General features: G+C 75.4%; 22 protein-coding genes and 1 pseudogene. 7 read left to right on the forward strand and 16 right to left on the reverse strand.

Features of this window, described 5'->3' with window-relative positions; genetic code table 11:
• Positions 1-4: 4 nt before the first annotated feature.
• From EMA09_RS00525 to EMA09_RS00540, 5 genes are all read right to left on the reverse strand, one after another.
• Positions 5-1741 carry an acyltransferase gene (locus EMA09_RS00525; RefSeq protein ID WP_346655799.1) on the reverse strand — a complete coding sequence of 579 codons (1737 nt, stop codon included), beginning with the start codon at positions 1739-1741 and terminating at the stop codon, positions 5-7.
• A gap of 153 nt (positions 1742-1894) precedes the next feature.
• Positions 1895-2176 (reverse strand): hypothetical protein, encoded by a 282-nt coding sequence (locus tag EMA09_RS00530; RefSeq protein WP_129837797.1) that lies wholly within the window; start codon positions 2174-2176, stop codon positions 1895-1897.
• Positions 2173-2412, reverse strand: coding sequence for a hypothetical protein (locus tag EMA09_RS00535; protein WP_129837799.1), 240 nt, complete (start codon positions 2410-2412; stop codon positions 2173-2175). Before EMA09_RS00535 ends, EMA09_RS00530 begins: the two co-directional genes overlap by 4 nt.
• A 133-nt stretch (positions 2413-2545) precedes the next feature.
• Positions 2546-2692 carry a hypothetical protein gene (locus EMA09_RS28110; RefSeq protein WP_168220609.1) on the reverse strand — a complete coding sequence of 49 codons (147 nt, stop codon included), beginning with the start codon at positions 2690-2692 and terminating at the stop codon, positions 2546-2548.
• Positions 2693-2797: 105 nt separating this feature from the next.
• Entirely contained in the window at positions 2798-3154 is a 357-nt protein-coding gene (locus EMA09_RS00540) for a CU044_2847 family protein (RefSeq protein ID WP_129837801.1), read from the reverse strand.
• A 131-nt stretch (positions 3155-3285) separates the two neighbouring features.
• Here EMA09_RS00540 and EMA09_RS00545 point away from each other — a divergent pair, with 131 nt between their 5' ends.
• Positions 3286-6618 carry a tetratricopeptide repeat protein gene (locus tag EMA09_RS00545; protein WP_168220610.1) on the forward strand — a complete coding sequence of 1111 codons (3333 nt, stop codon included), beginning with the start codon at positions 3286-3288 and terminating at the stop codon, positions 6616-6618.
• A 28-nt stretch (positions 6619-6646) separates the two neighbouring features.
• Here EMA09_RS00545 and EMA09_RS00550 read toward each other — a convergent pair whose 3' ends face one another.
• Positions 6647-7906: an MFS transporter gene (locus EMA09_RS00550; RefSeq protein ID WP_240796157.1), complete on the reverse strand. Its 1260-nt coding sequence runs from the start codon at positions 7904-7906 to the stop codon at positions 6647-6649.
• Positions 7907-8008: 102 nt separating this feature from the next.
• On the opposite strand from EMA09_RS00550, the gene EMA09_RS00555 reads away from it, so the two are divergent.
• Positions 8009-8989 carry a LysR family transcriptional regulator gene (locus EMA09_RS00555; protein ID WP_129837805.1) on the forward strand — a complete coding sequence of 327 codons (981 nt, stop codon included), beginning with the start codon at positions 8009-8011 and terminating at the stop codon, positions 8987-8989.
• An 80-nt stretch (positions 8990-9069) separates the two neighbouring features.
• Here the strand turns inward: EMA09_RS00555 and EMA09_RS00560 are convergent, their stop codons facing one another.
• The 4 genes from EMA09_RS00560 to EMA09_RS00575 all read right to left on the reverse strand — a co-directional run bounded on the left by EMA09_RS00560 (position 9070) and on the right by EMA09_RS00575 (position 12516).
• Positions 9070-9300, reverse strand: a complete 231-nt coding sequence (locus tag EMA09_RS00560) for a DUF5133 domain-containing protein (protein WP_129837807.1) — start codon at positions 9298-9300, stop codon at positions 9070-9072.
• Positions 9301-9408: 108 nt separating this feature from the next.
• Positions 9409-10338 carry a cytochrome c oxidase assembly protein gene (locus tag EMA09_RS00565; RefSeq protein WP_129837809.1) on the reverse strand — a complete coding sequence of 310 codons (930 nt, stop codon included), beginning with the start codon at positions 10336-10338 and terminating at the stop codon, positions 9409-9411.
• A 155-nt stretch (positions 10339-10493) separates the two neighbouring features.
• Positions 10494-11225, reverse strand: a complete 732-nt coding sequence (locus tag EMA09_RS00570; RefSeq protein ID WP_129837811.1) for a glutamine amidotransferase — start codon at positions 11223-11225, stop codon at positions 10494-10496.
• A gap of 52 nt (positions 11226-11277) precedes the next feature.
• Entirely contained in the window at positions 11278-12516 is a 1239-nt protein-coding gene (locus EMA09_RS00575; protein WP_129837813.1) for a MurT ligase domain-containing protein, read from the reverse strand.
• Between the two features lie 250 nt (positions 12517-12766).
• Between EMA09_RS00575 and EMA09_RS00580 the strand changes: the two genes are divergently transcribed.
• From EMA09_RS00580 to EMA09_RS00590, 3 genes are all read left to right on the forward strand, one after another.
• Positions 12767-12961: a hypothetical protein gene (locus tag EMA09_RS00580; RefSeq protein ID WP_129837815.1), complete on the forward strand. Its 195-nt coding sequence runs from the start codon at positions 12767-12769 to the stop codon at positions 12959-12961.
• A gap of 2 nt (positions 12962-12963) precedes the next feature.
• Positions 12964-14397: an ATP-binding protein gene (locus EMA09_RS00585; RefSeq protein WP_129837817.1), complete on the forward strand. Its 1434-nt coding sequence runs from the start codon at positions 12964-12966 to the stop codon at positions 14395-14397.
• A gap of 190 nt (positions 14398-14587) precedes the next feature.
• Positions 14588-15511: an alpha/beta hydrolase gene (locus tag EMA09_RS00590; protein WP_129837819.1), complete on the forward strand. Its 924-nt coding sequence runs from the start codon at positions 14588-14590 to the stop codon at positions 15509-15511.
• Positions 15512-15562: 51 nt separating this feature from the next.
• Here the strand turns inward: EMA09_RS00590 and EMA09_RS00595 are convergent, their stop codons facing one another.
• Entirely contained in the window at positions 15563-16792 is a 1230-nt protein-coding gene (locus EMA09_RS00595) for an ROK family protein (protein ID WP_129837821.1), read from the reverse strand.
• 110 nt (positions 16793-16902) lie between these two features.
• On the opposite strand from EMA09_RS00595, the gene EMA09_RS00600 reads away from it, so the two are divergent.
• Positions 16903-18072: an MFS transporter gene (locus EMA09_RS00600; protein WP_240796605.1), complete on the forward strand. Its 1170-nt coding sequence runs from the start codon at positions 16903-16905 to the stop codon at positions 18070-18072.
• Between the two features lie 865 nt (positions 18073-18937).
• Here EMA09_RS00600 and EMA09_RS00605 read toward each other — a convergent pair.
• Positions 18938-20194, reverse strand: a complete 1257-nt coding sequence (locus EMA09_RS00605) for a geranylgeranyl reductase family protein (RefSeq protein ID WP_240796158.1) — start codon at positions 20192-20194, stop codon at positions 18938-18940.
• Between the two features lie 172 nt (positions 20195-20366).
• Here EMA09_RS00605 and EMA09_RS00610 point away from each other — a divergent pair, with 172 nt between their 5' ends.
• Positions 20367-21743 (forward strand): dipeptidase, encoded by a 1377-nt coding sequence (locus EMA09_RS00610; RefSeq protein WP_129837827.1) that lies wholly within the window; start codon positions 20367-20369, stop codon positions 21741-21743.
• Between the two features lie 49 nt (positions 21744-21792).
• Here EMA09_RS00610 and EMA09_RS00615 read toward each other — a convergent pair.
• The 4 genes and pseudogenes from EMA09_RS00615 to EMA09_RS00630 form a co-directional block, all read right to left on the reverse strand.
• Positions 21793-22796, reverse strand: a pseudogene (locus tag EMA09_RS00615) (IS5 family transposase).
• 238 nt (positions 22797-23034) lie between these two features.
• A complete protein-coding gene (locus tag EMA09_RS00620; RefSeq protein WP_129837831.1) occupies positions 23035-23649 on the reverse strand; it encodes a hypothetical protein in 615 nt (204 codons plus the stop codon).
• Between the two features lie 139 nt (positions 23650-23788).
• Positions 23789-24508 (reverse strand): class F sortase, encoded by a 720-nt coding sequence (locus tag EMA09_RS00625; RefSeq protein WP_240796159.1) that lies wholly within the window; start codon positions 24506-24508, stop codon positions 23789-23791.
• Positions 24509-24587: 79 nt separating this feature from the next.
• Entirely contained in the window at positions 24588-25607 is a 1020-nt protein-coding gene (locus EMA09_RS00630) for an NUDIX hydrolase (RefSeq protein ID WP_129837833.1), read from the reverse strand.
• Between the last annotated feature and the right edge of the window lie 18 nt (positions 25608-25625).

Here is a 25625-nt window from a genome sequence, read left to right on the forward strand (position 1 = left end):
CTCGTCAGGGGCGGGTGTCGATGGCGGGCTCGGGACGGTGGACGCCGCGCGGGCGGAAGCCGAGCGACTCGGCGAGACCGAGCAGATCGGCGATGTACCAGAGGGTGGCGAGCCACATCTCGGTGCCCTGCAGGCCCGGCCGGTGCCCGGCCGTCACGGGGCCGCTGAGCGGCGGGAAGCAGAACGGGAACCCCTCGCCGTCCACCCACTGCCCGGCGATCCCGTCGATCCGCGCGTACGCCCACTCCCGCACCTCGTCGGCGCGGTGCCGGGTCTGCCGGCCGGCGAGCCACAGCGGGTGCGCCACGTCGAGGACGTTGCACGCGGTGGTGCGGCCGGGTCCGAAGTGCCGGTCGTCGGCGGCGTGTCCGAGGACCGTGTCGACGGCGGCGCGCGGGTGGGGCAGCGGCAGGCCGAACTGCGCGAAGGAGCCGCGGGTCGCGCGGTAGAAGCCGTTGACCGGCTGGAGCAGGCCGTCCGCCGGACGGGCGCGGGACCACATGCCGGTGACGGGGTCGGCGTGCGTGAGCAGCCAGCCGAAGAACGTCTCGGTGAGCGGCGACGCGGGGGTCCGGCCGGCGTTCCAGCGCAGGGCGGTGCCGAGCGTGTCGACGGTCGCGCCGGCGGACCAGCCGGCGTCGCGCCACGGCAGGCCCTCCAGGTGGGCGACGAGGGCTTCGGGCGTCAGGTCGGCGACGGCGTGGACGGGGTGGTCGAAGCGGGCGCCCAGCAGGTCCAGGGCGTACCCGAGGCTGAGGACGTGGTAGTGGCTGCCCCCGTCGGCGAGGCCGGTGGGGGCGGGGCCGTGGCGGCCGTCCGTGCCGAGGAGCGGGGTGAGGCCGGTCCGGGGGTCCTGGTTCTGCCGGAGGCGGCCGATGTGGTCGGCGGGGGTGAGCTGCGCGGGCGCGGTGCCAAGGAGGAGGTCGGCGATCTCGACGGCGTCGGCGTGGGCGCGCAGGGTGGGGGCGGCGCCCGGGGCGTCGGTGTAGCGGCCGGTGGGGGTGCCGTCGGGGGCCGTGGCGCCCGGGTCCCAGCAGCGGTCGATGAGCGTGACGGCCTGGGCGGCGGCCCGTTCGGCGAGGGCGGCGATGCGGTCGGCGGCCGCCCGGTGGCGGGTGGGTGCTCCGGTGCGCCCGGGTGCGCGGCGGTCACGGATGCGGCGGGCGGGGTTGCCCGCGACGACGGCCCAGTCGGGCACGTCCTTCGTGACGACGGCCCCGGCGCCGACGACGGCGTGGTCGCCGATCGTCACCCCGTCGACGACGACCGCGTTGGAACCGATCCACACGTCGTCGCCGATGGTGATGCCGCGCGCGGTGGTGGGCTGGCGGAAGACGGGGCGGTCGGGTGCCATCGAGTGGTTGAAGCCGAGGATCGACGTGTGGGCGCCGACCCGGACGCCGTTCCCGAGGGTGACGGTGCCGCGGACGACGGTGAACGGGTTGAGGGTGCAGTCGTCGCCGACGTGGAGCGTGCCGGTGACGTAGGCGTGGGCGGCTATGTAGGAGTCGGCGCCGAGGCGCAGGCTGTCCGGGGCGACCATCGCGAGGCCGGACACGAAGGTGCGCGCGCCGATCTCGGCGCCGCACGCGCGGGTGAGGGCGGCCTGGCGTTCGAGCTGGGCGCGGCGCTGTCCGTCGTCGGCCTCCTGCCAGAAGAGCCACGCGTCGTAGTCGAGGTGCCGGGGGTCCTGGGACGGGGAGTCGTGCGGGGCGGGGGCGGCCTGCGGGGGAATGTCCACTGCGCTGTCCTGGAGGTGCGTGCCGGAGGGGCGGCGACGGGTCGGTGATCGTCACCGGTGCCAAGAACATCACGCCGGAGGGGCACGTGAGAAGGCGCACGCCGGGAGGTCGGGGCGCGGGAGGACGGGGAGCGCGGCGGGGAATCGTCCGGCTCAGCGGGGTATGTCCGGCAGCCAGGCGATGGCGAGGATGCGCGCTATGCGGTGGCGGCGGGATTCGAGGATGTACTCGGCGACGCCGTAGACGGTGGTGTCGTCCTGGATGAGGGCGCGCCGGATGGTGTTGGGCCAGGGGTAGGCGAGTTCCCAGCCGACCTGGTCGGCCTGCCAGCCGAGGGCGGCGATCAGGCCGCGCAGGGCGTCCCACGCGGGGCCGGTGTTCTTCGCGAGCTGGTCGTCGAGCGCGGGGTCGCCGTAGACGTCCCAGCGGGTCATGCGGCGTTTCCGACCGGCCGCCAGTCCCCGCCGCCGAGGTGCGCGGCGGCGTACTGGTCGGCACGGCCGGGGCGTTGCGAGAGCAGCCCGCAGGCCCACCACTTGCGGACCACGGCGTCGCGCCGCTCGTCGGACGCGGTGTCGATCTCGTGACGGCAGCGGTCCCGGTCGCCCAGGTCCTGCATCGCGACGATCTGCTCGGCCGACGGCATCCCGGCGGCGGGTCCGGCGCTCATCCGCAACGTCCCTTCGGTAAGGCCCTGGGGGAAGGGTAGCGGCCCATGGCGGGCCGGTCTCCCCCCGGGACGAAGTCGCCACCGGTTCGCCACGGTGCGCCCGCCGGTCCTGCCGGCCGGCGGGCGCACCCGCTCAGTGGCGGCCGCGCAGGCGGCCGAGCAGCCGGCGGGCCTGGGCGCGCTTCCTCGGATCGGCGGCGGCGCGCCGCGCCGTCCGCATCGCCCGCCGGCCCTGCGGCGTACGGCTGAAGGCCCTGACACGGCTGAAGATCCCGGGCATGGTTGCTCCTCCTTCTCCGTGAACGGGGAACGGTCGCCCGTCCGGTCGGACCATCCGTCTACCCGGCATCGGCCGCTGGATGCCGTACCCGTCGCGCGGGCGCCGTCAGGCGCCGGGAACGGCCTGTTCCTGCGGGGGTTCGGGCCGGTGCCAGGTCAGGCTGACGGAGAAGTTGGCCTCGGCCGAGGCGCTGGCGATCACCATCTCCGCGTCGGCCGACAGCGAGACGCCGAACTCCACGCAGATCTCGTCCGGCGGCTGCGGGAGGGACCGGAAGTGGGTGACGAACCGTTCGGCGACCGGGCGGATGCTCCCGAGCATCGCGTCGAAGGACTGGACCGCGCGCGCGGCGGTACGCCCGCCGGTGCGGCCGACCCGGACCAAACCCTCGTCCAACTCCTTGACCTGCACTAAGACCTGCTGGGGCCCGTCGTCCCCCACGGGCACCTCGATCACATGCATCCGCGCGTCCCCTCGGCCGTCCTCTACTATGCGCCATAGAAGCACAGAGCACGGTCGCACCCATAGTTCGTGTCGGGATGCCCGCGGGCCACCGCCCCGTCCGGGCCGCAGCAACGGGGGACAGTGAACCAGTGGCTCTCACGGGGAGTTCGACGGAGACGGCCGCGAGGGAGGCGGCCGTGGTCCGCATACGGGGGCGGCAGGACCAGGTGGTCGGCGCCGGGTTCCTCGTACGCCCCGACCTCCTGTGCACCTGCGCGCACGTCGTGTCGGCGGCCGTCGGGCACGACGCAGACGCGGCGACCGCGCCGGACGCGCGGGTGACCGTGGACTTCCCCCTCCTGCCGGGCGCCCCGGGGTCCACGCGGCCGGCCAGGGAGGCGGAGGTCGTCACCTGGCTGCCCGAACAGCCGGACGGCGGCGGTGACCTGGCGCTGCTGCGCCTCACCGGGACCGCGCCCGAGGGCGCGCGTCACGTGCCGCTCCTGCACGCGGCCTCGCTCTGGGACCGCGCCTTCCGCGCGCTCGGTTTCCCCGGCAACCGCGACTTCGGGGTGTGGGCGTCCGGGCGGCTGCTGGGGACCCAGGCCGTCGGGTGGGTTCAGATGGAGGTCGGCCAGGGGCCGCGCATCACCTACGGGTTCAGCGGCGCGCCCGTCTGGGACGCCGCTTCGGGAGCCGTCGCCGGCATGGTGGTCGCCGCGGAACGGGCGGACGGGACGGCGTACCTGATGCCCGTCGCCATGCTCGCCCGGCTGGTGCCCGAGGTGTTCGCCCGCAGGGACGGGGACCAGGACGCCGCACCCGCCGAGGGGATCGCGCTCCGCGACGGCGGGAGCGCGCGGGACGAGCGCCGGCGCGCCGTCCGCGCCGCCGGGTCCGGGACCGTCGCCGCGGCGCTCACGACGGGCGGCTACCTGGCCCTCGATCCGTCCCCGCATCCGCTGTCCGCGGGGCTGCTGGCGCTCGGGGGAGCCGGGATCGGCGCCCTTGCGGCCGGGCTCCCCGGCCTCCGGCGGGCACCCGGCGCCCCGCCCACGGCCGTCCCACCCGTCACCGCGGCGGAACTCGACCGCGTGCTCCTGGCGCTCGCGGCACGCCACGACCCGGGCGGCGGCGGGCACCTCCCGGAAGATCGTTCAGCGGAAGGACCACCCATGCGCGACCACGGCTTCGAGGACGACCCGTCGAAGGCACTGGCATCGTCGACGGCGCTCTTCCAGCTACCGCCCGCCGTGGCCGACTTCACCGGCCGGGAGGCGGCGCTGGCCGCCGTGCGGGAGGCCGTGCTCGGCGCGGAGGGGGAAGCCCGGCGCGCCGTGCTGATCAGTGCCGTGGCCGGCATGGGCGGCGTCGGCAAGACGACCCTGGCCGTCCGGGTGGCGCACGACCTGCTCGCGGACTTCCCCGACGGGCAGTTGTACGTGAACCTGCGCGGTGCCGAGGCACAGCGGCTCGATCCGTCCGACGCGCTCGCCGAGTTCCTCCGTGCCCTGGGCGTCCAGGGCGCCGCGATCCCCGCGTCCCTCGACGCGCGCAGCCGGCTCTTCCGGGAGAGGCTGGCCGGCCGGCGCGTCCTCGTCGTCCTCGACAACGCCGCCGACGAGACCCAGGTCCGCCCTCTGCTGCCGGGGAGCCCCGGGTGCGCCGTCATCGTCACGAGCCGCGCGCGCATGGCGGGTCTCGAAGGCGTGCGGCCCCTGTCCCTGGACGTCCTGCCGGCCGAGGAGGCCGTCGATCTGCTGGCCAGGGTCGCCGGCGCCGACCGGGTGGCCGAGGATCCCGAGGCGGCGCTCCGTCTCGTCCGGCTGTGCGGCTGCCTGCCGCTGGCCGTCCGCATCGCCGGGGCACGGCTGGCCGGCCGGCCGCACTGGCGCACCGCCACGCTGGCCGACCGGCTGGCGGACGAGGACTCCCGGCTGCGCGAGCTGGAGATCGGCGATCTCGGCGTGCGGGCGAGCATCCGCATCTCCGTCGACGAACTCGCCCCGCCGACCCGGCGCCTGTTCAGGATGCTGGGGACGCTGACCGCACCCGACTTCCCCGCGTGGATCGCGGCCGCGCTGCTCGACACCGATCTCGTGACGGCCGGCGCGGAGATGGAGCGGCTCGTCGACGCGGAGCTGCTGCAGGACGCCGGCACGGACGCGGCGGGCCAGACGCGCTACCGCTTCCACGACCTGATCCGCGCCTACGCGCGCGAGGAGCTCAGGGCGTCGGAGACGGACGCCGCGAGGGCGGAGGCGCTGCTGCGGGTCGTGGAGGCGTATCTGCTCGCGGCCCGGCGCGCCGTGGACGAGCTGGAACCCGCCGGGCTGCAGTCCGCCTGGCGCGGTCTCGCGCCGGCCGTCCCGGCCGCGGCGCGGGCGGCCGTGGACGCAGCGCGCAGCCCCACGGCGTGGTTCGGCGCCGAACGGCTCAGCCTGGTCAGCACCGTCGAGCAGGCGCACGGGACGCTGCCCGACCACGCGTGGGAACTGTCCACGGAACTGGCGACGTTCTTCGACCTCCACACCCACTGGGACGACTGGGAGAACACGCAGGCGCTCGCCCTGTCCGCGGCGCAGCGGGTCGGCAGCCGTGTCGGAGCCGGGTACACGCTCTGGGGCGTCATCAGGCTCCGCCGCTACCAGTCCCGGTGGGACGAGGCGATCAGCGCCGCCGAGCAGTGCCTCGGCATCTTCCGGGAGACGGGCGACCAGCGGGGCGAGGCGGCCGCTCTCGTGGATCTGGCCCGCGTGTACTGGTACCAGGCCAGGTTCGACGAGGCCGCCCGCGCGTCCGACCGCTGCCTGCGGATCTTCGAGGACCTCGGCGACCGCCGCTGGCGCGCGAGGACGCTGGTCGACCTCGGCGACGTGCGCCGCGACCAGGGCCGGTTCGACGAGGCACGCGCCCACTGCGCGTCGGCGATCGCCGTGTTCGAGGAGCTGGGCGACGCCCGGTGGGCGGCGATCTCCCGGGTCGCCCTCGGGCGCGTCGATCTCGACAGCGGACAGCCGGATTCGGCCGTCGGGCTCTTCGAGACCGGCCTCGGCAGCTTCCGCGGACTCGGCGACCGGATCTGGGAGAACTACACGCTGCGCTGCATGGGGGACGCCCTGCGCGAGCTGGGCCGCCTCGACGAGGCGCTCACCTGTCTGCTGCCGGTCGTGCCCGCGTTCGAGAGGCTGGGTGACCGGCGCTGGCAGATGAGGAGCCTGCACAGCCTCGGCGAGGTGCACCGGGTGAGGGACGAGCACGACGCGGCCACGGACTGCCTTCTGGCGTGCCTGCCCGCCTTCCGCGCCAACGGCGACCGGCTGTGGGAGGCGAGGACGCTGAGCAGTCTCGGTCTGCTCGCCGAGCGCGACGCGTCGGACGAGGCGCGGGTGCTGTGGCGGGCTGCGCTCTCGATCCTCGACCGGATCGGCTCCCCCGAGGCCGCGGCCGTGCGCGCGTGGCTGCACGAGGACGGGAGCTGAGCGCCCCTCCGCCGGCTGTGGCGCCGGGTCACGCGGCGGCGGGGACCGCGGGTCCGGGCGACGGGCGCCGCCCGGCGCGCAGGCTGCCGATCAGGGCCAGGAGTGCGGCCGTCGACGCGGCGGTCAGCGGCAGGAGGTAGCCGAGGGCGGGCGCGCCGAGGTGCTCGGCGGCCCAGCCGCCCGTCGCGGAGCCGAGGGCGATGCCCCCGAGCAGGGCGGTCACGGCCAGCGTCATGCCCTCGTTGAGACGTCCCGCCGGCACGGCCGTCTGCACCAGGGTCATGCCGGTGATCATCGTCGGCGCGGTGGCCATGCCGGCGAGCAGCAGCGCCGGCGCGAGGGCCGGGAGCGACCCGGTCCGCGCGGCCAGGAGGGGCAGGCACATGAGGACGGCCATGGCCGCCGAGCAGCGGGCGAGCCGGCCGTGCGGCGTGCCGGCCGCCCTGAGCAGGCCGAAGGCGAGGCCCGCGACGGCGGAGCCCGCGGCCTGGGCGGCGAGCACGGCCCCGGCGAGCGCGCGCTGTCCCCGTTCGTCGGCGAAGGCGATGGTGACGACCTCCAGCGCGCCGAACACGGCGCCCGTGCACACGAAGACGGCGAGCAGCGACGGCATGCCCGGCGTCCGCAGGGGCGCGCGTCCTGCTCCGCTGCGTGGCGCGGGCGGCGGCTCGGTGCCGCGCTGGGCCGCGAACAGGAGGCTGCCGGCCAGGAGCAGGACGGCTGCCGTGGCGGTGCCGGCCTCGGGGAACAGGGCGGTGCACAGAAAGGCGGCGAGCACAGGACCGGACATGTAGCAGAGCTCGTCCATGGCCTGTTCGAGGGAGTTCGCGGTGTGACGGGCGGATGTGTGGTCCGGGGAGTCGTCCGGGTAGAGGTGCGCCCAGCGTGCCCTGGACATGCCGCCGGTGTTGGGCTGCGCCGACGTGGCGACGGCGCAGCAGAAGTACATCCACACCGGGGCGTCGAGAAGGACGGCCAGCAGCAGCGCCAGGTGGCCCGTCGCGCACAGGAAGGCCGCCGGCACGAGGACGGCGGACTGCCCGCGCCGGTCCACGAGACGGGCGATCAGCGGACCGACGACGACCGAGGCGGCGAGCCCCGTCGCCTGGACCGCGCCGGCCAGGGCGTAGGAATCGTGCCGGTCGGTGATCATGAGGACGGCGGCGACGCCGAACATGCCGGACGGCAGGCGCGCCATGAGGTTGGGCAGGGTGAACGCCAGGGCTCCGGGCGTGCGCAGGAGCGCCCGGTACGGCGCGGCCACGCGGCCGGGCGGGGTCAGCGGCATGCGTCCCACCCTCCCGGCCGCGCCCCGGCCGGGTCCAACACCTGTCCGGCGCCGATTCACACTCCCGGCGCGTGGATGACGGGCCGGGCCCGGGGGGCCACAATGGCGGGCGTGCCTCTTCGCGACACCGATCCCCGGCTGCTGCGCGCCTTCGTCGCGGTCGCGGGCGAGCTGCACTTCACGCGGGCGGCCGCCCGGCTGTTCGTCGCCCAGCAGGCCCTCAGCCGGGACATCCGGCGCCTGGAGCGGGAGTGGGGCGTACGGCTCTTCGTGCGGACGACTCGGCAGGTCGCGCTCACCGCGGACGGGGAACGGCTGCTGCCGGCCGCACGGGATGTCCTGGCCGCCCACGACGAGCTGGCCGCCATGCTCGCGGACGCGGGCGGCCGGCCGCTGGCCGTCGACGTGGGCGCGCCGGCCGCCACGGGCAACCTCGTGCTGACGCGGGCACGGCGGGCGGCCCCCGGGGTGGAGTTCGTGGCCCGCTTCCGCAGCGGCCTCGCGGGCGCCGTGCGCGACATCGCCGTGGGGCGGCTCGACGTGTCGTTCGGCAGGGTCGCTGGACTCCCGCCCGGCGCGCGGCGCGGACTGGCCCACCGGCTGGTCCGGCTGGAGCGCGCGGCCGTGCTCGTGCCGGGCGGGCACCCGCTCGCGCCGCTGGCACGGGTGCCCCTCGCGCGGCTCGCGGGCGAGACGCTGTACGCGGCGGCCGGGAACGAGGAGACGACCGAGTGGACCGACTACGCCCGGGCGCTGTTCACCGGACGCGGCATCCGGCTCGCGGACCCGTATCCCAGGATCGAGGGCGACGAGGAGTTCCGGCGGGTCGTCCTGGAACGGGGCTGGTCGGTCCTGGCGAGCGAGCAGTTCACCGATCTGCCGGGCACGGTGCTGCGACCGCTGACGGATCCGGTGCCGCTGGCGGCGGTGTGGATGGTGTGGCGCGACGGACTGCGGCACCCGGGGCTCGACGCGCTGCTCGCCGCGGCGGACGGGCTCGGGCGCGCCGGCGGGTGGCTGCGCAGCCCGCCGGGGGCCTGGCTCCCGGAGGCCGACGCGCGCCTGATCGCGGCCGGGGGCTGAACGGACGGGGGCACGGGAACGGCCGGCCCGCGGGGGGGTGGCGGGCCGGCCGGTGTGGGGGGAGGGATCGGAGCGGGGGCTCAGCTGCCGCTGAGCACGGCGGTGTCCGCCGCGGGGGTTCCCTCCAGCTGGCGGCGGGCGACGGCGAGCGCGTCGTCGACCTGCCTGGTTCCCGTGGACACGCACAGGGTGTAGGCGACGTCCTCCATACGCTGCCGCACGTCCGGGCCACCCGTGTCCGCCTGCAGGATCCGCAGGGCTTCGTACTCGTCGATGAGATTCCGCAGGACCGTGGGGTGTGCCATCAACACGGGTGGTTCTCCTTCCGTATCGCCGCTTCGTGGGGCAGCGATGCACCGGCTACCCGCGTCCGGGAGGAGCATGCCGACTTTTTTCCGACCCCGCCCGGCCGCCCCGGCTCAGCGGGTGCGCAGGGAGGCGAGGTACGCGTTGTACGCCTCCAGCTCGCGGTCGCCGGTCCGCTCGGCGGTGCGGTCGATACGGCGGGCCGTGCGCTGCTCGGAGACGTACCACTGGATGACGAGCGCGATCAGCACGATGACGGTGGGGATCTCGCTGAACGCCCAGGCCATGCCGCCGGCCGCCGACTGGTCGGAGACGGCGTCGGTCGCGAGGGACGCGGGCGGGTCCGCGTACGTGTCGACCATGGGGCCGCTCGCCATCATCAGGGCGATGCCGAAGAACGCGTGGAACGGCATCGTCGCGAACAGTTCCAGCATGCGCATCATGTGCCCCGACCGGTGCGGCCCCGGGTCGACGCCCATGATCGGCCAGAAGAACACCAGCCCCACGGCCACGAAATGCAGCATCATGCCGAGGTGCCCGATCCGCGATTCCATCAGGAAATCGAAAATCGGTGTGAAATAGAGCGCGTAGAGGCTCGCCACGAAAAGTGTGATCGTGAAGATCGGGTTGGTGATGAGCCGCACATAGCGGCTGTGCAGCAGCCGGACGAGCACGCGGCGGGTCGGGCCGCCGGCGGGCAGGGAGCGCAGCAGCAGTGTGACGGGGGCGCCGAGGAGGATCAGGATGGGCGACACCATGCTGATGACCATGTGCTGCAGCATGTGCGCGCTGAACAGCACCATGCCGTAGTCGTTGAGCCCGGTGCAGGTCACCGCGGCGATGCTGAGGACGCCGAGGGCGTAGGCGACGGTGCGGCCCACCGGCCACCGGTCGCCGCGCCGCTGGAGCCGGACGACGCCCCAGCCGTACAGGACCAGGAAGGCGACGCAGCCGATGAGGAAGACCGTGTCGCCGCCGGGGGCGAGTGCCCGTGCCACCGTGAGCGGCGGCAGGTCCATTCCATGGCCGTGGTCGTGATCCATATCCCTGACTTCCGCTCGCGGTGTTCCGCGTGCCCGGGGAAATCGCGTCCGGGCGCGTTCGGTGATGACCGGGCTCAACAATAGGGAATCCCCCCGGCCGCGACGCGGCCAGGGGGTCCTTGCGGCGTGGCCGCGCTGCGCCGCGGCCCCGTGCGTCAGGCGGCGCTCTGGGTCGCCGCCCTGATGCGCTCGTCGCGCAGCGCGTCGAACCAGCGCTCGTCCACCGGCGGCAGGGCGCCCACGTCGAGCGTCAGCTTCAGCATGAGGTCGGCGATCTTGGGGTTGCGGGCCAGGACGGGACCGTGCATGTAGGTGCCGAAGACGGTGTCGCGCCACGCGCCCTCGGTGCCGTCGCCCGTGCCGTTGCCCCGGCCGACGCTGACCCGCGCCAGGGGGCGCACACCCGGCCCGAGGTGGGTGACGCCCTGGTGGTTCTCGAAGCCGCTGAGCTGCGGGACACCGAGGGACGCGTCCACGTCGGCCAGCACGTCCCCGACGCAGCGGGCGCCCTCGCCCCGCGTGCTGACGACGTCGAGCAGGCCGAGGCCGGGCTCGCGGGCGCCCAGGTCGTTCACGAACTCGTGGCCGAGGATCTGGTAGCCGGCGCAGACGGAGAAGATGATGGCGCCGTTGTCCGCCGCCCGCTGGAGCCCGCCGTCGCGCCGCAGCCGCTCGGCGGCCAGGCGCTGCGGGCGGTCCTCGCCGCCGCCGATGAGGTAGATGTCGCCGGAGGTCGGCACGGGCTGGTCGGAACGGACGTCCACCCGCTCGACGTGCAGGCCGCGCTGGTGGGCGCGCCGCTCCATCACGAGGACGTTGCCCTGGTCGCCGTAGGTGCTGAGCAGGTCCGGGTAGACCCACACCAGCCGGAGTGCCGAAGCGCTCATGTCGCGGTCCGTTTCTGTCTCGTGGCTGCTTCGTGGCTGCCGGGGGCTGGGGTCAGTTGCCGACGACGCGGCGCAGGTCCTGGAACGCCGTGTAGTTGGCGATGGCCTCGATGCGGCCGGGCGGGAGGGTGTGGACGGCCTCGTGGGCGCTCGCGCAGACCCGGAAGTCGACACCGGCCACGTCGAGCCGGACGGCGAGGTCGAGGCGGCGGTCCCCGATGACGGCGACGGGGTGGCCGTGCAGCCTGCGGTAGTCCACGTCCCACAGCCACGAGGTGTCGGTGCCGTCGGCGCTGCGGGCGTTCACGGACAGGATGACGGGGGCGGGCGGCGGGTCGATCAGGGAGAACGTCTCCAGCCAGCCGGCCGGGTTCTTCGCGAGGAGGAGACGCACGTCACGGCCCTCGTACTGCACGACGTCGTACCGGCCGGCGACGGCGGCCACGGACTGCATGCGCTCCAGCGCGATGTGCGGCGGGATGCCGAAGACGGCGGCGACGGCCGTGGAGGAGGCGGCGTTGGCCTTGTTCGCGCGGCCCGGGAGCTGGAGCCTGATCGGCCACGCGGAGCCGTGCGGGTCCAGGACGTGGTCGCCGGAGAGGACCCAGGTGGGAGTGGGGCGGCCGAAGCCGCAACTGGCACAGCGCCAGTCGTCGCCGTTGCGCTGCAGGACACCGCCGCACGACGGGCACGACCAGGCGTCGTCCTTCCACTCCTGGCCCGCGGCGACCCACACGACGTCCCCGGAGGACGAGGCGGCCCACACGACGAGGGGGTCGTCCGCGTTGGCCACGATGGTGGCCTTCACGCCCTGGAGGCCCTCACGCCAGTGCTCGGCGAGCATCCGGGTCTCGGCGGCGCGGTCGAGCTGGTCGCGGGAGAGGTTCAGCAGGGCGATGACCTTCGGCGACACGTCGCGGGCCACACCGGCCAGGTACTTCTCGTCCACCTCGATCACGCCGTAGCGCGCCTGGGCGCCGGCGGAGAGGGCGGAGGTGATGCCGGCCGGCATGTTGGCGCCGAGGGCGTTGGAGACGACCTCGCCGCCGGCGCGGAGGGCCTCGGCGATCAGGCGGGTGGTGGTGGTCTTGCCGTTCGTCGCGGAGACGAGGACCACGTCGAGGTGCCCGGCGAGGCGCGAGAGCAGGTCGGGGTCGACCCGCAGCGCGACCTTCCCGCCGATCACGGACCCGCTGCCGCGGCCGGCCGCCCGCGACACGGCCGCCGCCGCCCGGCCCGCCGTCACAGCCAGCCTGGCCCGTGCCGACAGCGGCTGGTTGCTTTCTGCCATCGTCCTCGTTCCTCCTTGCCCGCACACGGCCCTCGGCCCATGCCCTCGTGCTCGTCCTCCGGCCCGGACCAGCCTATCGATGTCCGGCGCGGCCGCCGCACCGCATCGGCCCCCAAGCGGGGGCCGTTGAGGAGGCGGGGGCGGCGCGCCGACATGTTCACCCTGATGCCCCGGCCGACCGCGAGTCACGTTGCGTGAGCTTTAGAGTACCGACAGTGAAGGACGTCGGCGCCGTACTCCGGGAGTGCTCATGATTCTGTCCGTGTCTGGGGTGGTCCTGCTGGGGGTCATCGTGGTCCTCTTCTTCCGCAAGGACGGGCTCAAGGTCTCGCACGCGGTGGTGTGCGCGCTCTTCGGCTTCTACCTGTCCAGCACGGCGGTGGCGCCGAGCATCCACGCGGGGGGCCGGAGCCTGGCCGACCTGCTGGGCGGGATCTCGTTCTGACGGTGGCGGCACACGGGTTCACGATCGTCGGGCGGGGTCTCGGGCAGCTCGCGCGGGCGGGCCGCGCGCGGTGGGCGCGCACACCGCGGGAGCGGCGGTGGCTGCCGGCCGCCGGCGCCGCAGTGGCGGTGGCGGCCGTGCTGGCCGCGCCGTACGGCGCCGCGGCGGGCGCGGGGCTGCTGCTGTCGGCGGCGTACTGGGCCGGGCGCCGGGCGGAGCGGGCGGAGCAGGCGGCGGCGGCCGAGGCGGCGGCGCGTCTCGGCCTGCTGTACGAGGCGCTGGTGCCGTACTTCTCGCTGCCGGCCGACCCCTCGCCCGAACCGCTCTACGCGCCGGGCGGCGCCTGGGCGCGCTGCTTCCGCTCCTACGTCCTCGGCGACGACGGACGGCTGCTGCGGCTCCGGCTGCTGTACCCGGCGTTCTTCCCCGACGGTGACGCGGACTGCCGCGCGCGGGTGGAGCGGGTGGTCGCGGGCAAGGCGGGCCGCGACCGCGAGGTCCGGTTCCGGTGGGAGGAGGAGCGCAACGAACTGGAGGTCGTGGTGCTGCCCGACCTGCCGGCGGGGATCGGGGCGCAGCGTTTCGTCGCGGGTCCCGGGGAGACGGTGCTCGGCTTCACGGACGCGTGGGCGGTGGACCGTACGGTGCCGGTGCGCGGTGGCGCGGAATACGGGGAGCGGTTGCAGGCGGCGCCGGTCGTGTGGCGCTGGGGGCCCCGGTCGGCGGAACCGCACCTGCTCGTCGTCGGCGCACCGGGTGCCGGGGCCACCTCGCTGCTGCGGTCGGTGGCGCTGCAGGCGCTGGAGCAGGGGGGCGAGGTGCTTCTGGTGGACGGGGGCGGCGGCGGGGAGTTCGCGTGCTTCGCGGGGCGGGCCGGTGTGCTCGGCGTCGAGACGACGGCGGCGGGAGCGGTCACGGGACTGCGGTGGGCGCAGCGCGAGACGGAACGGCGGCTGCTCGCCGCGGGGCGCGGGGAGCGGCCGCTGTGGCTCGTGGTGGACCGGCCGGCCCTGATCGGCCACCTGGCGCGCGTCCAGGGGGTGGGCGATCCGCTGGCGCTGCTCGACGTCCCGCTGCGGTACGGGCGCGGCGGGCGCGTGACGGTCGTGGTGGCGGAGCAGGCCGAGGCGCTGGAACGGCTCGGGCCGCCGGTCGCCGCGTGCGCGCGGGCGCGGGTGCTCCTCGGGGCGGTGGACGCGGCCACGGCGGCGGCGGTCCTCGGCGGCCCGCCGCCCGGCGGCCGGTCGCGCGGCATGCCACCGGGGCGCGGGTTCGCGCGGCTCGGTCCCGGCCCGGTGCACCGGCTGCAGGTGCCGGCGACGCCCGACCCGTACGACGAGACGGCGGACGAGGCGGCGCGGCGGGCCGTCCTCGCGCTGCTGCCGGAGCGGCGCGGTCCGGTACCGGCCGGCACGACGGCCGCCGAGGACGGGTGACGACCTGTCGACAAGCCGATGAGTCGCCGCGGGGCGGCGGCCCGCCGGGCGTGGGTGTCGCCAGCCCCACCCTGTCCCGTGTCACTGGAAGCACCACACATCGGCCTGTCAGCCGGATGTTCCGGAGCCCGGTTTCCGGCGAAAGATGGCATGTGTTCGTCTCTCCCGTACCACCGGACAGGAAACACTCATGGCACGTCTTCGCCGGTTCGACCGGCGCGCACACCGCGCGCTGGCAGGCATCGCATTGCTGGCGGTCTCCGCCGGTGTCGTCACCGCGTGCAGCGACGAGGGATCCGGTCACCCGGCTCCCTCGCCTTCGGCGTCCGCGTCATCGGCCCGGGGGGCGGCCGAGCCCGAACTCCACATGGTCGAGAACGACGGCCACCGCCTCGCGTTCCACGTCACCGAGGGAAGCGGCCCGACCATCGTGCTGGACGCGGGCGGCGGCGAGGATTCCTCCTACTGGAAGGACATCGCCCCGCAGCTCCACTCGGACACCGGAGCCACGGTCGTCACGTACGACCGTGCCGGTCTCGGCCGGAGCGAGGCGGTCCCCGGACCGTGGGACGTGGCGAGTGCCGTCAGCGACCTGGAGACGGGGCTGCGGGCGCTCGGTGTGACGCGCGACGTGATCCTGGTGTCCCATTCGCAGGCGGGCGAGATCGCGACCTACTTCGCGGGGGCGAACCCCGGACTGGTGGCAGGGTCCGTGCTCGTCGACGCCAGCCTTCCCCCGTTCTACACCGACGAGGAGACAGCCCGCGTCGTCGCTGCCAACCAGCCCGCGGTGGACGCGGCGCGGGAGGACCCATCCGATCCGCGGAACAGCCAGCTCATCTCCATCGCGGAGAGCTACACCGCGATGCACGCGGCCTATCACCGGGCCTCCTGGCCCGACACGGTCCCGGCCACCGTCATCGTGTCGGAGAAGACCCCGTTCGACGGCTCTCCCGAGGACGCCCGGCGCTGGCGGGACGCGGCAGCGGCCTTCGTGCGGCAGGGGCCGGACCGGACCCTCGTCACCGCGCGGGGAAGCTCGCACGACGTCCCGGAGGACCGGCCCGCCCTCGTCATCGAGGAGATCGAGAAGATGGTGCGGGCGGAAGGCTGACGGCCGGCCACCACGGCGCCCGCCCCGGGCGGCGGGGCGGGCCGGTCGGGGTCAGCGGGTGGCCGTCGCGCGGGTGAGGGCGGCCAGTGGGTCGTCCAGGACCGCCTGCCACGCCAGTTCGCCCGCGCCGACCAGGCCGCTGTGGCGCAGCGTCGCCGCGAGGACGGGGACGCTGCCGCCCCTCCCCCACAGGCTGCGCTCCGCGACGACGGCCCGCAGCCGGTCCGGGTCGGCCTGCAGCAGGACGCGGTGCAGGCCGCCGAGGATGATGCGGTCGGGGTTCAGGATGTTGACCAGCCCGGCGAGGCCGAGGCCGAGGCGGTCGATGACGGCGCGGGTGGCGTCACGGACCGCCGGGTCGGCGGGGAACCCGCCCCGCACGAGGTCGGCCGCCTGGTCCAGCAGGATGCCGTCGGGCCCCGGCGCCCGGCCCGCGGCGGCCAGCAGGGCCTGCGGGTCGGTCTCCACGTCGAGGCAGCCGCGGCCGCCGCAGTGGCACGGCCGGCCGGCCGGGTCCACGGTCAGGTGCCCGACCTCCAGGGCGAGTCCGGCACTGCCGGTGTGCAGGCGGCCGTCCACCACGAGGGCGCCGCCGACACCGCGGTGACCGGTGGCGACGCACAGGAGGTGCCGCGCGCCGCGGCCCGCGCCGTGCCGGTGCTCGGCGAGGGCGGAGAGGTTCACGTCGTTGCCGCACAGGCCGGGAGCGGTGATGCCCGCCTCGGCGAGGCAGCGTCCGAAGATCTCCCGCACGGGCGCGCCGACGGGCCAGGCGAGGTGCAGCGGGTTGAGGGCGGTGCCCTCCGGTTCGGCGACGGCGGACGGGACGGCCAGGGCCGCCCCCACGCACACCCGGCCGCTGTCGGCCAGCAGGCGCGCCCCGACGGCGACGACCTCGCGGATGATCTCGGCCGGGTCGGCTCCCGGATCGTCCGTGTGGGTCGGCGGTGCCGTGGCGACGAGCCGGCCGCCGAGCCCGACGAGCGCTGCCCGGTGGCCGTCCGCGTGGACCTGGACGGCCAGGGCGACCGGGCCGTCGTCGGCGATGGCGAGCCGGTGGGAGGGACGGCCCTGGCCGCCGGTCGCCGTGCCGGGGCTCGCGTCCACGGTGATCAGGCCGAGGGTCTGGAGCTCGGCGGCGACGGCGCCGGCGGTGGCGCGGGTGACGCCGAGTTCGGTGGTGAGGACGGCGCGGGTGGGGGCGCGGCCGGTGTGGACGAGTTCCAGTGCGGGACCGAGGGCGTTACGGCCCCGTTCGAGCCTGGTGCGAGGGTGGGTCACACGCCTATTGTGGCTTTGTGCCCCCCATAAACAAATTGCGGTCGACGAAGACCGCGCGCGGTGCCCGCCCTGCCGGCGGGCAGCGGGAACAGCGGCCCGACGCGGCCGCGTTGCGCCGGCTGCGAGCGGCGCTGACCTTCTTCTTCGGGCTCGACGGCTTCCTCTTCGCCGGCTGGGTGGTGCGCATCCCGGACGTCAAGGAGCAGACGGGCGCCTCCCCCAGCGCGCTCGGGCTCGCGCTCCTCGGGGTGTCGGTCGGCGCGGTGGTGACCATGGTGCTCATCGGCCGGCTGTGCGAACGGTTCGGGAGCCGGCCGGTCACGGTGGCCGGTCTCGTCCTGCTGGCGGTGGCCGTCGCGCTGCCCCCGCACACCCACGGGGCGATGTCCCTGGGAGCGGTCCTCCTCGTCCTCGGTGTGGGCTTCGGCGCGGTGAACGTGGCGGCCAACAGCGTCGCCGTGGACCTCGTGGCCGCGCTGCGGCAGCCGGTGATGCCGAGCTTCCACGCGGCCTTCTCCCTCGGCGGCATGCTGGGCGCCGGGCTCGGCGGGCTCGTCGCCGGGCACTGGAGCGCGGCCCGGCACCTGGGGGCACTGGCGGTCGTCGGCGTGGTGGCCGCCGCGGGAGCCGGGTGGGCGCTGCTGCGCCCCGCACTGCCCGCACCGGACCGCGCGGAGTCCGCCGCACGCGGGGACACCACGCCCGCCGACGGCGCGCCCGGCACGGCCCGGGCGGGGCGCGGCGCCCGCCGCGTGGTGCTGCTGCTGGGGTTCATCGCCCTGTGCTCCGCGTACGGGGAGGGCGCGCTCGCGGACTGGAGCGCGCTGCACCTGAAGGAGTCCCTCGGCTCGGGCCCGGCCGTCGCCGCCGCGGCGTACTCGGTGTTCGCCGGCGCGATGACGGTGGGCCGGATGACCGGCTCGGCGATGCTGCGGCGCCTCGGGCAGGACCGCTGCCTGGAGCTGGGCGGGGCGACGGCGGCCGTCGGCATGCTGCTGGGCGCCCTGGCGCCGTCGGTCTGGCTGGTCCTGGCCGGTTTCGTGCTGACCGGGCTCGGGCTCGCGAACGTCTTCCCGATCGCGCTCGGACGGGCCGGCGCGCTGGCCGGGCCGGCGGGCGTGGCCGCCGCCTCGACGCTCGGGTACGGCGGCATGCTGCTCGGGCCGGTGGCGATCGGATTCGTCGCCGACTGGGTCTCGCTGCCCGTGGCGCTCACGACGGTGGCGGGGCTCGCCGCCGTGGCGGCGGTGACGGCCCGCGCCAGCCGGGGCGCGGCCTGAATCCCGGCGGACGGCGTGACGGCGTCGCCGCGCGCACCGTTCCACCGCGCCCCGCACACTCCGCCGTCCCATGAACCGGTCACGTCCGTACCGCTCTTCGGGCGCCCGGGCGCCCAGCGGCACGCGGCCGGACCGGAACCGGTTCGGCGGCTCCCTCCCTCGCTGGGCGGCCCGTTCCGGACGATCCCCGTGTGTTCGCCGGGTTCCGCCCGGCGGAGATCCGGGCGGCGACGGTGGAACGGCGCCACCGTGGTCAGGCACCGGCCCGGCCGGCCCACGGGACCGGAACACGCAGCCGCGTGCCGGGCAGGCGGTCCGGTCGCGGTCCCCGGCACCGGACCGCCGTACAGGGCGCGCCGGTCCCCGCCGGGGGCAAGGGGGGCGGCACGGCCCGCGGGCAGGCGTCGCCCGGACAGCGCGACCGGTGCACCAGGGCCGACCCCTCCCGGGAGACGGGGAGCGCGGCGCACGAACGCCGGCGGGCGCGGCCCCCGGCAGGCCCGACAGCGGACGGCGAACCCGCCGCACACCACGACGGCAGGATCCGGAGCGGGCGGCAGGCCACCGCAGGCCACGCCGGCGCGGGAGCGCGAGCCGCTCCGCCGGGACCCGCCCGCTCCACGGACAACAGCGGCGCCCGGCCCCGGGCGAGGCCGGGCCGATGCGCACGAGGAAACGGCACGGGAGGGAGACCGTCCCCAGGGGACCGCCGGCGGGCCGCGTGACGGGCGGTCAGCGCCGGGGACCGGCCGGGCCGGCGGGCCGGGTCGCCCGTACGGCGGGACCGTGCGTCCGAACGCAGCAGCCGGGCCGGGCGCCGCGTGTCATCCGCATGCCGCGCCGGCTTCGCCCGTTCGGCCCCGCGTCACTCGGCGGCGGCGTCCGCCGCGGCGCCGCCCGGCGCGTCCGGCGCCTGCCGGGGCGACCGGTCCAGCGCTGACAGCACGCGGCGCGCCATCGGATGGGTGCGCACGATGTTCGCGAGGGTCGTCGAGCCCCGGGTGATCTGGGCGAACGCGGTCCACGCCGGGCGGACCGTGATCAGCGCCGTGTGCACCACCTTCGGGCGCTGCGCGAACACCTGCAGCAGACGGCGGCCGACGCCCATCTCGACACCGAGGCCGCTCTTCACGGCGAACGTGTAGTTGAGGGCCTGGCGCCGGGCGTCCACCGCGTCACCGGCCTCCGCGATCCGCACGGCCCACTGACCCGCGAGACGGCCCGAGCGCAGCGCGAACGAGATCCCCTCGCGCGTCCAGGGCTCCAGCAGCCCGGCCGCGTCGCCGCAGACCAGGACGCGGCCCCGGGACAGCGGCGAGTCGTCCGTGCGGCAGCGCGTCAGGTGCCCCGAGGAGATGGCGGGCTCGTAGCCGGCGAGGCCGAGGCGGGTGGTGAAGTCCTCCAGGTAGCGCTTGGTGGCCGCGCCCTCGCCGCGCGCCGAGATGACGCCGACGGTGAGGGTGTCGCCCTTCGGGAAGACCCAGCCGTAGCTGCCGGGCAGCGGCCCCCAGTCGATGAGGACACGGCCCTTCCACTCCCGCGCGACGTCCGGCGGCACCGGGATCTCCGCCTCCAGGCCGAGGTCCACCTGGTCCAGGCGCACCCCGACATGTGCTCCTATCCGGCTCGCGCTGCCGTCCGCGCCCACCACGGCGCGGGCCAGCAGCGTCTCCCCGTCCGTGAGGACGACGGCCACGGTGCGCCGGTCGGGGACGGCGGGTCCGTGCTGCTCGACGCGGGACACGGCGGTGCCGGTGCGCAGTTCGGCGCCCGCCTTCACCGCCGCCTCGACGAGGCGCTGGTCGAACTCGGGCCGGTTGACCAGTCCGAAGAGCATCCGCTTGGAGCGGCGGGTGCGGGCGAGCCTGCCGTTGAGGGAGAAGGTGACGGCGTGCACGCGGTCGCGCAGCGGCAGTTCGAAGCCGGGCGGCAGGGCGTCGCGCGAGGGGCCGATGATGCCGCCGCCGCACGTCTTGTAGCGGGGCAGCTCGGCCTTCTCCAGCAGCAGGACACGCCGCCCGGCCTCGGCGGCGGCGCGCGCGGCGGAAGCACCGGCGGGGCCCGCCCCCACCACGACGACGTCCCAGACCTCGCTGCTCACGGCTTCGTCTTCACTGCTCACGATGTGCTGTAGCTCCCCGCTGGGTTACGTCCGAAGGTCACCGCTGGGCATCCTACGCAGCACCCGGCGCGGAACCGGGCTGTGGGATCATCGGAAACATCCCTGATCCGTGTGCACCGGCGTCCGCACGCTCCCGTGACGGCGGCGACCGTGCCCGTACGTGGAGCGTCCCATGCAGCACCGTGCCCAGGAGGCCACGATTCCGTCCGCCGTCGCCGCGCTGATGCCGAGGGCGAAGGAGGAACTGGCCGAGCTGGTGGCGTTCAGGTCGGTGGCCGACCCGGCGCTGTACCCGCCGAGCGAAAGCCTCGCCGCCGCCGAGTGGATCGCGGCAGCGCTGCGCGCCGAGGGGTTCGCCGAAGTGGAGCTGCTGGAGACGCCGGACGGCACCACCTCCGTCTACGGCCACCTGCCGGGACCCGAGGGCGCGCCGACGGTCCTGCTGTACGCGCACCACGACGTGCAGCCGCCGCTGGACGAGGCGGCGTGGACCTCCCCGCCGTTCACCCTGACCGAGCGCGACGGCCGCTGGTACGGGCGCGGCGCCGCCGACTGCAAGGGCGGGGTGCTCATGCACCTGCTCGCGCTGCGCGCCCTGCGGGAGTGCGGCGGCGTCCCGGTGGGCGTGAAGGTGATCGTCGAGGGCTCCGAGGAGCAGGGGACGGGCGGTCTGGAGCGGTACGCGGAGGCCCACCCCGGGCTCCTCGCGGCCGACGCCGTCGTCATCGGCGACGCGGGCAACTTCCGCGCCGGGCAGCCCACCGTGACCGCCAGTCTGCGCGGCATGGCCATGGTCCGCGTCCGGGTGGACACCCTCGCGGGCAACCTGCACTCCGGCGCGTTCGGCGGCGCCGCGCCCGACGCGCTCGCCGCGCTGATCCGGATGCTGGACTCGCTGCGCTCCGAGGACGGTTCGACGCGCATCGACGGCCTCGCGGCCGACGGGGTGTGGGAGGGCACGCCGTACCCGGAGGAGATGTTCCGGGAGGACGCGAAGGTGCTGGACGGCGTCGGGCTGATCGGCACGGGGACGATCGCCGACCGGCTGTGGGCGCGGCCCGCCGTGACCGTGCTCGGCATCGACTGCCCGCCGGTGGTGGGCGCGACGCCCTCGGTGCAGGCGCGGGCGGAGGCCCTGGTCAGCATGCGGGTGCCGCCGGGCATGGACGCGGGCGCGGCGAGCGGTCTGCTGGCGGCGCACCTGGAGTCGCACGCCCCCTGGGGCGCCCGTGTCGAGGTGCGGGCGACGGGCGAGGGACAGCCCTTCCACGCCGACACCGCCAGCCCCGCCTACGCGTCGATGGCGGCGGCGATGCGCGAGGCCTACGACGGGACGGAGATGGCGGTGATGGGCCAGGGCGGGTCGATCCCGCTCGCGAACACGCTCGGCACGCTCTACCCGGCGGCCGAGATCCTGCTGATCGGGCTGAACGAGCCGGCCGCGCAGATCCACGCGGTAGACGAGAGCCTGTCCCCCGACGAACTGAGCCGCATGGCGGTGGCCGAGGCGCTGTTCCTCCGGCGGTACGCGGCCACCGCCGGCGTCTGACGCGGCGTCGGGACCCGGTACCCGGCCTAGGGCCTGTATCGAGTTGTGATCACTGAGTGGTTCGGGTGAGGTCCTTGATCCAGATCATGGAGGCGCGGAGGTGGAGCCCGGCGAGGTAGCTCTCGGGGGTCTTGTCGTAGCGGGTGGCGATCCCGCGCCATGCCTTGAGCTTGTTGATCAGGCGCTCGACGGTGTTGCGCTCTTTGTAGAGCTCGGCGTCGTGGGTGACGGGTCGGCCGCCGTGTCGGCCCTTCTTCTTCCGGTTGGCGGCTTGGTCCTTCTTCTCCGGGATGACTGCCTTGATCCCGCGTTTGCGCAGGTGAGCGCGGTTACCACGAGAGGAGTACGCCTTGTCTGCGGCGACTGCGTCCGGTCGGGTGCGAGGACGCCCGACAGGCCCGCGGACGCGCACTTCGGCGAGCACGGGGATGAACTGCGGGCTGTCCGCGGCCTGGCCGGCGGTCAGGACAAGCGCCAGGGGCCGGCAGCGGCGGTCGGCAGCCAGGTGGATCTTGCTGGTCTGTCCGCCTCGTGAGCGCCCGAGCGAAGCAGCTTTCAAACGCAGCTTGCGCCGTCGCCGGACGCGTCGCCGTTCGCCCTGGCCGGGATCGCAGACACCACTATGCCTGTCTTGTCCCTCCGAGCCGCCCCTTTTTGCCGGGCCGCCTCCGCCTCGACGGCGGCCTTCTCCAACGCCTCCAGGATGCCCTCCTGCAGACGCATCCCGGCCGCGTCGTGGTGGGCACGGACTGTCGTGGAGTCCACACTGACCAACGACAGGTCCACCCCGCCCCGCTCGGACGCCTCGGCGATCACCCCCTCCAGCAGCGCTTCGAAGACCCCGGCGTCCCGCCACTGCCGGAACCGGTTGTGCACGGTGGACCAGGCACCGAACCGCTCCGGCACCTCCCGCCACTGCGCTCCCGAGCGGAACTTCCAAATCACACCCTCGAACTGCTGCCGCAGCCGCTCGGGATACGGGCCGTACTCACCGACCGGCAGATACGGCTCGACGAACCCCCACTCCCCGTCCGTCAGTTGCACACGCGTCATGCGCACCGGACTACCGGATCCACCCTCGAAACGAGGGCGGAACCAACAAACTGATCACGACTCGATACAGGCCCTAGTGCCGCGTCAGGCAAGGTTCGCCCCGTCGCGTCGCCCGGCACGGCACCTCGCTGCGTTGCCGAATCGCGCGAATACGACGGGTATGAGCTGCGATCCGGCGCCTTGCGATGCACCGCACCGGACGCCGCTCCTTGACGGGCAAACCTTGCCTGACGCGGCACTAGCGTCCGCGGCCCGGCCGCCCGCGGAAGGCGTACGCCGCCCAGCCGGCGGCGAGCGCGGTGATGCCGGCGGCGGCGAGGAGGATCGTTCCGCCGCTGCCGCCGTCGGCGACCGGCTGGGTGCCGCCGACGCCCGCCTGCGCGCCCCGGCTCGGGAGGCTCGTGGAGCTGGCGGTGGGCGAGGCGGTCACCGTGGCGGTGGCGGTCGGCGTGGGGCTCGCGGTGGCGGCGACGATGCTGAGGGGGGCCGTGCCGCTCTCGGTGCCGCAGGTGAACGTGACGTCGTACTCGGCGCCGATGCGTGCGTCCGTGTCGACGGTCGTGCTCGCGCTCTGGGTCTGCCCGGCGGCCCCGAGGTTGATGCGGTCGAAGACGGCCGACTCGGCGTACGCCCCCGCCTCCGTGCAGCCGGTGACGGTGAGCGTCACGGTCCCGCCGGGGCGCACCGCGGCGGGCGACACGCTGAAGCCGAACGCCGTCGCCACCAGGGGGGCGCCGAGCGGCGCCCGGTCGGGAGCCGCGCCGGCTATCCGGGCTGCCGCCGTGGGCGCGGCCGCGCCCACCAGGATCGCGCCGAGTCCGGCACCGGCCAGCGCGGTACGCAGTGTGCTCATCGGTTGGCTCCTTCGTCGAAGTGCTCGCCCCGCACCGCGACGTTAGGCATCCGGGCGGTCCCGTACCCCGCTGGACGGGACGAACGGGTTACGCGCGGGGGCCATTGGGGTGCGTCCGCGCGGCGCCGGGTGTGGCGCGTCAGCGGACGTCCGTCAGCCGGGCGAAGACGACGATGTTGCCGGCGTAGCCGCTGCCCTCCTCGTACGCGCCGCCGCAGGTGATGAGGCGGAGTTCGGCCTGGCCCGTGGAGCGGTAGACGTGGGCGGGCAGGTCGGCCTTGTCGTAGACGGCGACGTCGTAGACCGTGAAGCCGGCCGCGCGGCCGTCCTCGCGCACGACCTCGATCCGGTCGCCCGCCTGCACGGCGCCGAGGCCGTAGAACACGGCGGGGCCCGCGGCGTTGTCGACGTGCCCGACGATGACGGCGGTGCCGTCCGCGCCGGGTGCCGTGGCGCCGTCGTACCAGCCGGCGAGACCGGGGATGTCCTCGGGGGGCGACTCGACCCAGCCCTCGGCATCGAGGCCCACCGGCGCGAGGGGGGCGTCGACGCCGATGGAGGGCACGGACACCCAGGTGGGCACGGCGGGCGGGAGCGGTTCGACGACCGCGCCCTCCGTGCCGGCGTCCTGGTCGGTCCGGTCCGTACCGGCCGGCTGGGGCGGCGGACCCACCGACGCGTCCGCGCCGCCCCCGGCGCCGAACATCAGGGTCACGCCGAGGACGACGGCGGCGGTGGCGGCGCCGAAGACGGCGTGGCCGCCCCAGCCGCGCTGGTCGTCGGCGGGGTCCGGTACGTACTCCGGCATGCGCATCGCGGTCACCGCCTGCAGGGAGGAGCCGCCCCTTCGCGGGGCCATCACCGGTAACGCTAGATCCGCGCCCCGGCCGCCGCGATCCGGATGTGCGGCATACGGAGGGCACGGCGCCGGGGCGGTGTCAGACGCCGACCGGGACGCCCGCCTGGAGGTTGAGCGCGCGGCCGTCGGCGCGCGCCCGCAGCGCCCACCGCAGGCGTGCGAACCGGCCGGGCGACAGCATCTCCTCCGCCTCGTCCTCGGCGGCGAAGCGCCAGCCGCGCAGCTCCTCGCCCGGGAGGAGGAGGTCGCCCGTGCGGTCCGCGTCGAGCCGCCCGCCGTCGAACAGCAGGCGCAGGCCGCCGTAGCGGGGCGGCCGGGGCGGCTCCCAGTCGACGACCAGCAGCGGGGGCTCCTGCGCGAGGTGCAGGCCGAGTTCCTCCGCGACCTCGCGGACGGCGGCGCGGGCGGGCGGCTCGCCCGGCTCGACGACGCCCCCGGGGAACTCCCAGCCCGGCTTGTAGGTCGGGTCGACCAGGAGGACCCGGTCCTGGTCGTCGAAAAAGAGGACGCCGGCGGCCAGGGTCTCCGCCCGGGGCGGTGGTGTCTGGACGATGGGACAGGTGCCGTCACCGCGCCGTATCGCCTCGGCCAGCAGCACGGCCGTCTCGCGGGGCGTGCGTCCCGCCGTGTCCACGCGGTAGGAGTCGGCCGCGAGCCAGGAGGGGGCGGCCGGGTGGCCGGGGGGACGGCCGGGGCGGCCGGCCGCCGCCTCGCCGTCGACCGCGGCACGCTGACCGATCCTGGTCCGCAGGAACGTTTCGTCAGAGTGGAGCAGGAAGTGCTGCACCGCGATGCGGCGGGTGGCGAGCCCGCCGAAGATCTCGTCGCGGTACTCCTGCCGCAGCAGGGTGAGGGGCGTGATCAGCGGCCCCGGCAGTTCGGCGAGCAGGGCCGCCGCCGTGTCGACGACGAGCCGGCGCCAGGCCGGCAGCTCCTGCACGTCCGCCACGCCGGCGAGGCGCTGTTCGGGCAGCATGGCGCGCAGCCCGTCCGCGACCAGGCCGGGGTCGAAGAGCGTGCTGCCCGGCAGCAGGTCGAGCAGCTCCGCCGCCACCGAGGTCTTCCCCGACCCGGCCGCGCCGTTCAGCCAGATGATCACGTGCCCCCTCCTTGTTCA

Source organism: Streptomyces sp. RFCAC02 (assembly GCF_004193175.1).
In the GTDB taxonomy this organism is placed as follows: domain Bacteria; phylum Actinomycetota; class Actinomycetes; order Streptomycetales; family Streptomycetaceae; genus Streptomyces.

Coding starts and splice junctions, on each gene's coding strand:
- EMA09_RS00530 (WP_129837797.1), bottom strand. CDS start 2,176: ATGACCCGCTGGGACGTCTACGGCGACCCCGCGCTCGACGACCAGCTC.
- EMA09_RS00535 (WP_129837799.1), bottom strand. CDS start 2,412: ATGAGCGCCGGACCCGCCGCCGGGATGCCGTCGGCCGAGCAGATCGTC.
- EMA09_RS28110 (WP_168220609.1), bottom strand. CDS start 2,692: ATGCCCGGGATCTTCAGCCGTGTCAGGGCCTTCAGCCGTACGCCGCAG.
- EMA09_RS00540 (WP_129837801.1), bottom strand. CDS start 3,154: ATGCATGTGATCGAGGTGCCCGTGGGGGACGACGGGCCCCAGCAGGTC.
- EMA09_RS00550 (WP_240796157.1), bottom strand. CDS start 7,906: ATGCCGCTGACCCCGCCCGGCCGCGTGGCCGCGCCGTACCGGGCGCTC.
- EMA09_RS00555 (WP_129837805.1), top strand. CDS start 8,009: ATGGCGGGCGTGCCTCTTCGCGACACCGATCCCCGGCTGCTGCGCGCC.
- EMA09_RS00565 (WP_129837809.1), bottom strand. CDS start 10,338: ATGGATCACGACCACGGCCATGGAATGGACCTGCCGCCGCTCACGGTG.
- EMA09_RS00570 (WP_129837811.1), bottom strand. CDS start 11,225: ATGAGCGCTTCGGCACTCCGGCTGGTGTGGGTCTACCCGGACCTGCTC.
- EMA09_RS00575 (WP_129837813.1), bottom strand. CDS start 12,516: ATGGCAGAAAGCAACCAGCCGCTGTCGGCACGGGCCAGGCTGGCTGTG.
- EMA09_RS00580 (WP_129837815.1), top strand. CDS start 12,767: ATGATTCTGTCCGTGTCTGGGGTGGTCCTGCTGGGGGTCATCGTGGTC.
- EMA09_RS00590 (WP_129837819.1), top strand. CDS start 14,588: ATGGCACGTCTTCGCCGGTTCGACCGGCGCGCACACCGCGCGCTGGCA.
- EMA09_RS00610 (WP_129837827.1), top strand. CDS start 20,367: ATGCAGCACCGTGCCCAGGAGGCCACGATTCCGTCCGCCGTCGCCGCG.
- EMA09_RS00620 (WP_129837831.1), bottom strand. CDS start 23,649: ATGAGCACACTGCGTACCGCGCTGGCCGGTGCCGGACTCGGCGCGATC.
- EMA09_RS00625 (WP_240796159.1), bottom strand. CDS start 24,508: ATGGCCCCGCGAAGGGGCGGCTCCTCCCTGCAGGCGGTGACCGCGATG.